We start from the raw sequence: 9,430 nt of genomic DNA, 5'->3' as shown, positions 1-9,430 counted from the left end.
GAGAAGTACTATGGTCTCAAGACCATCGTCGAGGAGACCCTCGACAAGATTCGGGAACAGGCATTGACCCTTGAAAAGGACGAAAAGGACGAAGACGAAGATGAACGGATATCCATGGACCTTGTGGAAGAGGAGCCCGTCGTCCGATTCGTGAACAGTCTTTTGGCGCAGGCCCTTGCCGACAACGCGAGTGACATCCACGTGGAGCCTTCCAAGAACATCATGAGGGTCCGGATGCGGGTGGACGGGCGGCTCCGGGACGTCCCCAGCCCCGACAAGAAGATGTTCCTGCCCATTGTATCAAGGATCAAGATCCTTGCGGGCATAGATATAGCAAAGACGAGGACGCCTCAGGACGGCAGGTTCAACATCCGGGAGACCTCCCGCGAGGTCGGCGTCAGGGTTTCCACCTTTCCCACCATTCACGGCGAAAAGGTGGTCCTTCGTCTCCTCGACAAGAGCACCGCCCTCTACGGCATCGACAACCTCGGTTTCCTGAGGGACGACAAGGAGAAGATCAAGAGCGTGCTCAAGAGGCCCTACGGCTTCATTCTTTCCACGGGCCCCACGGGAAGCGGCAAGTCAACGACGCTCTATGCCATTCTGAACCACATCAATTCACCGGAGAAGAACATCATCACCATAGAGGACCCTGTCGAGTATACCCTGGAAGGCCTCGCGCAGGCCCAGGTCAACCCCCGCGCGGGGATGACCTTCGAGAGCGGTCTTCGCTCCATACTGCGGCAGGACCCCGACATCATCATGGTCGGCGAGATACGCGATCGTGAGACCGCGAATATCGCCGTCCACTCGGCTCTCACCGGACACCTCGTCCTGTCGACGCTCCACACCAACGATGCCGCGAGCGCCGTCACGAGGCTTGTGGAGATGGGGATAGAGCCCTTCCTCGTGACATCCTCCGTGAGCTGCGTCATCGGCCAGAGGCTTCTGAGGAAGATCTGCCCCGAATGCAAGGAATCCTATTATCCCACACCCTCCGTGCACAAGACCTTTCAGATACGGGAGGACGTGCTGCTCTACAGGGGGAAAGGCTGCCCCGCGTGCAAATACAAGGGATACCGCGGCAGGACGGGTGTCTACGAGGTCCTCATCATGGACGATGAGCTCAGGGAACTCATCATCAGCAGGGCGCCTGCCGAGGTCTTGAAGAAAAGGGCCCACGAAAAGGGCATGAGGGTCATGCGCGACGACGCCATCATGAAGGTCCTCTTCGGCACGACAACTCTCGAAGAAGCACTCAACGTGGTGCAGGAGGAGTAACGCTCATGCCATCCCGCTTCCTTTACCCTCTGTCATCCCATGCCCCTTTCACGTCGTCATCCCGGCGAAGGCCGGGATCGAGGAAATCCCTGCGAGACGAGAACCACGTTGACACAGCGAGGTACAAGGCATAACCATGCCGACATTCGCATATAAAGCGAGAGACGAACGAGGCCTTCTGGTCCAGGGAAACATTGAAGCGCCGACCCAGCGGGACGCCATGACGCAGCTCGACGCCATGGGGTATATCCCGGTGTCGGCAAAGGAGACCGGGGCGAAAAGCGCAACGTCAGTCGACGATTTTCTCTTGCGTTTCCAGAGGATCAAGCATGACGACCTCATCTTCTTCACCCGCCAGTTCCAGACAATTGTACGTTCCGGTATTCCCATAGTAGCTGGGCTTCGCGCTCTCGAAGAACAGACCACGAATCAGAGACTGCAGAAGGCGATCAAGAATGCTGCGCAGGAAATCGACAAAGGTTCCAGCTTGTCTGACGCTCTGGGAAGGCAGAAGGGTGTTTTTTCCGAGATCTATGTCAGCATGGTGCGGTCAGGTGAGACGAGCGGCAACCTCGAAGAAGTACTTGAACGGTTGTCAGGACTTCTCGAGTTCCAGATGAGAACGAAAGAGACTATCAAGTCCGCCATGAGGTACCCTGTATTTGTTGTAAGCACGCTCGTTACAGCGTTCATTGTTCTTGTCAACCTTGTTGTTCCGAAATTTGTTCCCATGTTCAAGAGCTCAAAAGTGGCGTTGCCTCTTCCCACTCAGATACTACTGGTCATTAATGACATCTTCCAGAAGTACACAACTGTGGTCATAATCATCCTGGTCGCTTTGGTTGTTGGCTTCTTTCTGTATAAACGCACGGCAAACGGGAAATACACCATCGACGTCATAAAGCTCAAGATTCCGCTTATTGGCGTCATAATCTTGAAAACCTGCATGAGCAGGTTTGCCTTCACCCTGGAGAACTTGGTCAGTTCAGGTATTCCTATCATACGCACGCTTGATATAGTATCGCGCACGGTGGGCAATGAGTTTATCGCAAAGAAGGTCCTCCAGATATCAGCCAGTATCGAAAAAGGAAAAGGCATATCAAGACCATTGAGGGACGCCAAGATCTTCCCTCCCCTTGTCATCCATCTCATAGCTACCGGTGAGGAAACAGGTTCGCTGGAGGAAATGCTCAAGGAGATCTCCAGTCATTATGATCGGGAAGTTACGTATACGGTCAACAGGCTTTCAGCATACATCGAGCCGATTCTTACGGTTGGTCTTGCCGGAATGGTTCTTTTTCTCGCCCTCGCGATCTTCATGCCGTGGTGGGATATGATGAAGGCCATGCGGGGTGGCGGTTGAAAGGGTTTTTCAGGGATCCCGGGAACCTGCGGTACAGCCTCAACACAGTGGTGCCTCTCGTAGCCTTTCTGACAAGCCTTTTTTCCATCGCCATAGCCCTCAACGTCATCGCTTCAGCCAGGAGCAACGCGGTGTGGTTCTGGATCTTCGGCGTCTGTCTTTTCTCTTCCCTCTGCGGGCTGATCGTTGTGAGGGCCATCACGCAGCCCATCAACGACCTCGTCAAAAAGGCGGAGCAGTTTGTCCGGCTCGAGGAATTCAGGAAGGAACGGGGCCAGATGATGGAGGTCTACAAGCTCATCGAGCGCCTTATGGACCATGTCCAGACACGGGCCGATGAGGGCGAGCGCACAACCCTCATCGAGAGCATGGAGAAGCTGGACTACATAATCCCCCTGGGCTACATGTCCCTCATGGTTGCCCATGAGGTGAGAAACCCTCTCAATACCATTACGGGCATGAGCGAGCTCCTGCAACAAAGGGTGACCGATGAGTCCCAGAAACGGTACATAGTCGCCATGCTGGAGGCCTCGAAGAAGATAGACGTCTTTACCCGTGAGCTTCTTGACTTCACGGACAACGAACTTGCCCTGGAACGATTCAACATCTATGAGGTCATCCATGATTCCGTGAACGCCATAAAGCAAGACTACCGGGATGTTCAGATAGACTATCCCAGAAAGGGCGATCTCCTCTGTTTAGCCGACAGGACCAAGCTCTACCAGGTGGTCCACAATATCCTCAAGAACGCTGCCGGTTACGAGAAGGGCGGCGGTACGGTCAAGATCGGTGTGAAGGGCGACGAGACGAAGATCTCGATAATCGTCTTCAACAGGAGCTCAAGGATCCAGGAAAGCGAATACGAGTCCATCTTCAAACCCTTCTATACAAGGAAGAAGGGCGGCAAGGGCCTCGGGCTCTTCATCGGCATGCGGAATATGAAGCTCCATGGAGGAGACATCGCGGTGGACAGCGGAGATGAGGGCACGACCTTCACGATAGAGCTGCCGGTGAAAAAGAAGGAACGGATGACCGGGCGCAGCGGGGCCATCGCCGGCCGAAAGGAAATAGAGGCGTGAACGAGCGGATAATCATCATTGAGGACGATCAGGGCGTACGGTTCTTCCTGGAGGAGGCCTTGCAAGGTGAAGGCTACAAGGTGAGTTCCTTCGAGAGCTACGAAGACGCCATGAGATCCATAAACAACGGCACGGGCCTCGTAATCATGGACATCAGCCTGCCCGGCATGGATGGCCTTTCGGCCACCACCGACATCAAGAAGAGATACGACGTGCCGATCCTGATCATAACAGCCTACGGGACCAAGAAGAACGCGCTGGAAGCGATAAAGAGGGGCGCCACGGACTTCTTCGTGAAGCCCATACTTCTCGATGAACTGAAGGTCATGTTGAGAAGGGTCCTGGGTACGAGAAAGCTGAAGAAGGAAGTGGAGCAGCTGCGGGAGAGGGAGCTGGAAAACCACGTTTTTCACGGTGTCGTCGGCAAGTCCCCGCAGATGAAAGGGATCTTCAAAGAGGTCGAAAAGGTGGCCGGCAAAGGCCTCAGCATTCTCATAACAGGTGAGACCGGTGTCGGCAAGGAAGAGATAGCGAAACTCGCCCATCTTCTGTCAAAACGGAAAGGGGAATTCGTTGTCGTCAACTGTGCCTCCATACCGGACAACCTTCTGGAAAGCGAGCTCTTCGGGTACGAAAAGGGGGCGTTCACCGGGGCTGTCCAGCAGAAGGCGGGGAAGTTCGAGGTCGCCCACGGGGGCACCATCGTCCTTGACGAGATAGGCGAAATGAGCCCCTATCTCCAGGCAAAGCTATTGAGGGTTGTGGAGAAGCAGGAGATCGAGCACCTGGGGTCGACGAAGACGAAAAAGGTGGACATTCACGTTGTTTCCACGACGAATCGGGTTTTGGAAAGCGAGATCAAGGAAGGCAAGTTCCGCGAAGATCTCTATTTCAGGCTCTCCCAGATCCACATCGACATACCTCCCTTGAGGGAAAGACGCGAGGACGTTGAGGTCCTTGTGGACTATGTCCTGCACAGCATCGAGAAAGAAACGGGCCGGGTGATCACAATATCCGACGATGGCGTGGAGCTTCTCATGAACTACCCCTGGCCCGGCAACGCCAGGGAACTGATAGGCATCATCAGGAGGGCCTCCGTCATGAGCGATGGTGACATCATAGGTCTTGACGACCTGCCTCTTCATCTCCGGGCGGAACAGCCTCTCTCGAGCCCCGTGTATTCCGACCAGTCTCTGGATGATGCCATATCGGTCCTGGAGAAGAGCATGATCGTTGACGCCCTCAAAAAGGTCCAGGGGTCGCAGGCGAAGGCGGCGAAGCTTCTCGGGATATCGGAGCGCAGCATGTGGTATCGGGTAAAGAAATACGAGATAGAAACATGATGGAGCTACAAAAATTGTTGTTCTTCTTTACAAAAATTGTTGTTCTTTCACAGCTTGACGCCTGTCGCTGACGCTTCCCGGGAGTGGGACCCCTTTCGGGAACGATTTTCATCGGGTGTCAACCGTTGGTATTGTTATATCTGTTGCAATTTAGAATGCTCTAAGGTATAAAGAAAAGATCTCAACACATTGCCTGTATTGGATGATTCGATGGCGGCACAGAATTTGCACTAACCTTAAGGTACATTGCAGCAGAACGCGCTACCAGGAGGCACACCAATGAAGACGCTCAAGAACAATAAAGGTTTTACGCTGATAGAACTGATCATCGTCATAATCATCATCGGCATACTCGCGGCGGTTGCGGTGCCGAAGTACATGGAAATTAAAGAGCAGGCATCACACGCATCGGCTCAGGGTATCCTCGCGGCATTAAGGGGCGCAAGTGCGCTTTACTATGCCGAGGCGAACCTGAAAGGTTCCGGGAACTACGATATGGTAACGCTTATAGGCAGCGGCACTATAGTAGGTGCTGCCAATATACAGGGTGTCACATCATCAGCTGTTGGGGCGAAGACCTTCTCATTCTTTCTCCCGGGTGGGTACACGTATACTTTTACTATCCTTACCGACGCTGCTTTGCCAACAACTCCAGCTGGCATAGTTTGTACCTCTTGGGTGGCCGCTGCCGGTGACGTGCAGACTTGCGCTAACTGGTGATTCCGGAGAATATGAGGTTGTTCTGATTTTTCGATTTTGTCCGTAATCTATATACTGCTATTTACCTGCATCAGTTGTCTTTTCTTCCATCCGGTCTTGTCGGGTGTCCTTGTGTTTTCGGAGCGAGATCTCGCTCCTTTCTTTATTCCTCCCAGGCTTCTCTGGGTGTCGGTTGTACAGTCGGGCGAAATGCCATTGTGGAATCCCTATAACTACAGCGGAATCCCTCTTCTGGCAACTCTGCAGCCTGGTGTCTTTTACCCGCCGCATGTTCTTTATCTTCTTTTACCTTTTAATATCGTTTGGAACTGGCTGATCGTCCTTCATTTCGCTCTCGCGGGTGTCGGTGTATACTTTCTGCTCCAATATCTCAAGGTGTCGCGTGCCGGCTCATTTGTCGGGGGCATTGTCTTCATGCTCTCGGGATATCTTGTGTCCGTGCATAACCTCTTGCCTCACCTCTTATCGGTGTCATGGTTCCCGCTTGTGGTCCTTTTCTTCATAAAGTCTCTCGATAGTGGTCGGGCGCGACATATCATCTTAACCGCAGTGTTTCTTGCCATGGAATTCCTTGCCGGGGCACCCGAGATTGTCATGTTGACCATACCGGTCATGCTCATGTTGGCACTGTTCGGGAAGACGATTGTCGCCAAGGATGTAGCATTGCTGTTTCCATGGAAAGTGTTCTTCCTCGTTGTCTTCTTGTTTTCCCTCCTTGTCTCTGCTCAATTCCTGCCTTTTTACGAGCTGAAGCAGCATAGTATACGGGTTACGGGTTTGCCATACAGAGAGGCGATAACCTGGTCATTGGCCTGGAAGGACTTTGTGCAGTTCTTTTTACCAGACCCTTTTGGATATGGCCAGAGTGATCAGAAGTACTGGGGCAACCAATCCTGGCTCAAGACAATCTATCTGGGAATGGTTCCCTTTGTTCTGTCTGTCTTCTATTCCATTGGAAGGGACAGGAAACGATGGCTATTGCTCGGGCTCGTTGTCCTGTCTTTGATCTTTGCACTCGGGGGCAACACCCCGCTTTACAAGGTTCTGTACAAGATTCCACCTTTTAGCGGGATACGGTATCCTGTGAAGTTTCTTTTTCTGTTCTTCTTTGTTGTCTCAGTCACTGCCGGGTTTGGATTTGACAGTCTTCGCGAACAGGTGGAGAGGGGAGAGCAGAAGACAAGAATACTCGTTAAATGCTTTCTGGGCACAGGTATCGTGTTCCTGCTGATCTGGGGATGCGCAAACGTTTTTGATGGGCATATATCCGGATATCTTAACGAGCATGGCATCAAACCGCCTGTCTTTAATGAAATATGGTTCAATCTGCACAACCTCAAGAGGTTCTTGTTCATCTCCTTCCTGTTTTGTGTGATGCTCTACCTGTACCTGCGCGCAAACAGCAGAAAATGGATCGGGGTTGGTATTGTCGTGGTCCTGGTGATCGACCTGTTTCTTGCAAATTACGGATATTACGGGAGAGTTCCTTGGAAATGGTTTACTGCAAAGACCGGGTTCGTAGAAGCTTTGTCTGCAAACAGAGAAACCAGCCGATACTTTGTGACGCCGAAAACTGAAAAGGATTTTGAGTATGTTCTATATGGGAAGCCCATTGCATCTTCTCCGTACGCGTCGATGTTCATGCTGTACAGTGTCGGAGGTGCAGAGGTCATGAGGGTGTTCTACGAAGACCTTTTCACGACTATTAGTTCATGCGGAAGAAAGATTGAAACAGGTCAGAGGTATTTTGATCTTACTGGTACGAGGCATATCATCACGTCTTATGAGGTAAAGGACGAGGGTTTCAGGCTTGTCAGGCAGGAGACGCTGGGCGACAAGAAGGCATACCTTTATGAGTACGTGAGACATTCAAGGCGATCTTTTGTTTGCGGCAAGGGGCACTTTGTCGAAAGTGATCAGCGCGTCATCAACATGCTGCGAGATGAGAAGATCGATCTGAAGAGAGAAGTGGTGATCTCGGATCCCCACAGAAGAGGGACCAAAGGCGATGCGCGGACTATGGGAAAGGCGGACATCCTGTCCCTGAGGCCTAACGAAGTTGTTTTAGCTGTTGCATCTGACAACGAGGCCTTCCTGTATTTGAGCGACACCTACTACCCCGGATGGCGGGCCTATGTGGACGGGAGAGAGACCAAGATATACCGGGCCAATCTGGCGTTCAGGGCCATCGAGGTGCCGAAAGGGAGGCATACCGTTGTGTTCAGGTATGTACCCATGTCCTTCTACATTGGCCTTGTCCTGACCCTCATTGGGATAGCGCTGTGCGTGTGGTTGTGGCGCCGGGACGGAAGAAAGGCGGTCGTGCCGGGTGTTTGGCAGGAAGGCGACATTCCCGGGAGCGAGAACGCAGGGACATGAAAGCTGAGAAGAAAGGCTTTGCCCGCTGGCAGGAATATGCGGCAAGGAAGACTGCCGTCAGGGTGAATATCCTTGTCCCGGCAGAGTTGAAGAGGGGCAGGGTCCTTGATATTGGCTGCGGGTTTTTTCGCAATCTTTCCACCGAAACGAGCTTTTCCGAGAAATACGGCCTTGATAAGGGGATCGATAGGGCGGTCAGGATGGAGTTGAAGAAGAGGCATGACCTTGCCCTCGTCGATGTGGACCTGGAATATTCCGCGCGCGTGCCATTCGGCAGCGACTTCTTTGAGGTTGTTGCAATGGCGGCCGTTCTGGATCGCATGGAACCAACAAGGGTACTTCGTATCCTGCAGGAGATCGAAAGGGTTCTCAAACCGGGAGGTGTGGTCATCATTACGGTGCCTGCCAGATGGACCAGGGGATTACTGGGATTTCTCGTCAGGGTCAACATCATCAAGCGGACTGAGGTCCGGGAGCACAAAGCCGTCTATACGGGGAAACATCTCCTGGCGATACTGGGGCAGGCCGGATTCCAGAAGTCATCCCTGACATCGGGGCATTTTCAGTTCTTTACCGGCACATGGGTGCGGGCAAAGAAGGTGCACAACCGCTTCGAGCTTGAAGAGCTTGAGCCTTTGGAAACGTGATTCCAAAAAAACCTCTTTAAAAAACGTTCCCAATAGTACTATTATACAAGTGTTCGGGACAGTCACGTATGGAAACCATTCTTCTCACAGAGGATGACGTCGCTCTCAGGGCGCAGTTGCGGTTCGCGCTGGAGGAGCGGTACGAGGTCCTCGAGGCCGGGGATGTCCGGAAGGCCATCAACCTTCTCGGCAAGCACGAGGTCACCCTTGCCGTCCTGGACCTGGGGCTTCCCCCCCACGAGAACACGCCCGATGAGGGGTTGAGGCTTCTCCATTACATCCTCGAGAACTTCGGCATCAAGGTCATAATCCTCACGGGACAGAAGACGGAAAGCGCCGCCCTGGAGGCCATCAAGTCGGGGGCCTTCGACTACCTGGTCAAGCCCGCCTCCATTGAACAGGTCCTCTTTTCCATAGACCGGGCCATTCTCTTCCGCGACACGGAGCGCAAGTTGGAAGAGCAGGGCCTGGCGAAGATCACCTTCGGTATCGAGGTGGGCAAGGGGCTTCAGCCTGCCCGTGAGGAGGCGGAGAAGAACATCATCCTGAAGGTGCTCAAGGATACCAACTTCAACGTGTACAAATCCGCCAAGTTGCTTGGCGTCAAGAGGGAGAGTG

8 protein-coding genes are annotated in these 9,430 nt (G+C 53.0%); all 8 read left to right on the top strand.

Translation table 11 applies throughout. From position 1 onward, the window contains the following. A partial coding sequence (locus GXX82_06580) for a type II/IV secretion system protein (protein NLT22696.1) occupies positions 1–1,281 on the top strand: 1,281 nt, incomplete at its 5' end. A 136-nt stretch (positions 1,282–1,417) separates the two neighbouring features. Continuing rightward, positions 1,418–2,644, top strand: coding sequence for a type II secretion system F family protein (locus tag GXX82_06575; protein NLT22695.1), 1,227 nt, complete (start codon positions 1,418–1,420; stop codon positions 2,642–2,644). Beyond that, complete coding sequence (locus GXX82_06570; protein NLT22694.1) at positions 2,641–3,723, top strand: HAMP domain-containing histidine kinase; 1,083 nt, start codon at positions 2,641–2,643, stop codon at positions 3,721–3,723. The genes GXX82_06575 and GXX82_06570 overlap by 4 nt, the downstream gene beginning before the upstream one ends. Then, positions 3,720–5,066 carry a sigma-54-dependent Fis family transcriptional regulator gene (locus GXX82_06565; protein NLT22693.1) on the top strand — a complete coding sequence of 449 codons (1,347 nt, stop codon included), beginning with the start codon at positions 3,720–3,722 and terminating at the stop codon, positions 5,064–5,066. Before GXX82_06570 ends, GXX82_06565 begins: the two co-directional genes overlap by 4 nt. Before the next feature lie 279 nt (positions 5,067–5,345). Beyond that, on the top strand, positions 5,346–5,786 hold the full coding sequence (locus GXX82_06560) for a prepilin-type N-terminal cleavage/methylation domain-containing protein (protein ID NLT22692.1): 441 nt from the start codon (positions 5,346–5,348) through the stop codon (positions 5,784–5,786). Positions 5,787–5,975: 189 nt separating this feature from the next. Then, entirely contained in the window at positions 5,976–8,165 is a 2,190-nt protein-coding gene (locus GXX82_06555; GenBank protein ID NLT22691.1) for a YfhO family protein, read from the top strand. Continuing rightward, on the top strand, positions 8,162–8,812 hold the full coding sequence (locus GXX82_06550; GenBank protein ID NLT22690.1) for a class I SAM-dependent methyltransferase: 651 nt from the start codon (positions 8,162–8,164) through the stop codon (positions 8,810–8,812). Before GXX82_06555 ends, GXX82_06550 begins: the two co-directional genes overlap by 4 nt. A gap of 68 nt (positions 8,813–8,880) precedes the next feature. Beyond that, positions 8,881–9,430 (top strand): response regulator (locus GXX82_06545; protein NLT22689.1); only part of this gene is annotated, 550 nt, incomplete at its 3' end.

The organism is Syntrophorhabdus sp., from assembly GCA_012719415.1.
Taxonomy (GTDB): domain Bacteria; phylum Desulfobacterota; class Syntrophorhabdia; order Syntrophorhabdales; family Syntrophorhabdaceae; genus Delta-02.
This window is presented reverse-complemented; position numbering and strand designations above follow the sequence as displayed.

What these genes read in the sequence shown, in the direction of transcription:
- GXX82_06560 (NLT22692.1), top strand. Translation starts at nt 5,346, where the DNA reads ATGAAGACGCTCAAGAACAATAAAGGTTTTACGCTGATAGAACTGATC.
- GXX82_06555 (NLT22691.1), top strand. Translation starts at nt 5,976, where the DNA reads ATGCCATTGTGGAATCCCTATAACTACAGCGGAATCCCTCTTCTGGCA.
- GXX82_06575 (NLT22695.1), top strand. Translation starts at nt 1,418, where the DNA reads ATGCCGACATTCGCATATAAAGCGAGAGACGAACGAGGCCTTCTGGTC.
- GXX82_06550 (NLT22690.1), top strand. Translation starts at nt 8,162, where the DNA reads ATGAAAGCTGAGAAGAAAGGCTTTGCCCGCTGGCAGGAATATGCGGCA.